The following is a 215-nucleotide window of genomic DNA, read 5'->3' as shown; positions in this document are numbered from 1 at the left end:
CTGACGCTGAGGAGCGAAAGCGTGGGGAGCGAACAGGATTAGATACCCTGGTAGTCCACGCCGTAAACGTTGGGAACTAGGTGTGGGCCACATTCCACGTGGTCCGTGCCGCAGCTAACGCATTAAGTTCCCCGCCTGGGGAGTACGGCCGCAAGGCTAAAACTCAAAGGAATTGACGGGGGCCCGCACAAGCGGCGGAGCATGTGGCTTAATTC

The 215-nt window shown here is 58.6% G+C and carries 1 rRNA gene; it reads left to right on the top strand.

The features are described 5' to 3' along the window. Nucleotides 1–215: ribosomal RNA gene (locus RM572_RS29690) — 16S ribosomal RNA — on the top strand; the annotation flags it as partial.

The sequence above is a fragment of the Streptomyces hazeniae genome (genome assembly GCF_031845485.1).
Lineage (GTDB): Bacteria > Actinomycetota > Actinomycetes > Streptomycetales > Streptomycetaceae > Streptomyces > Streptomyces hazeniae.
Note: the sequence above shows the minus strand (reverse complement) of the source record. Positions and strands in the feature narration are given on the sequence as shown.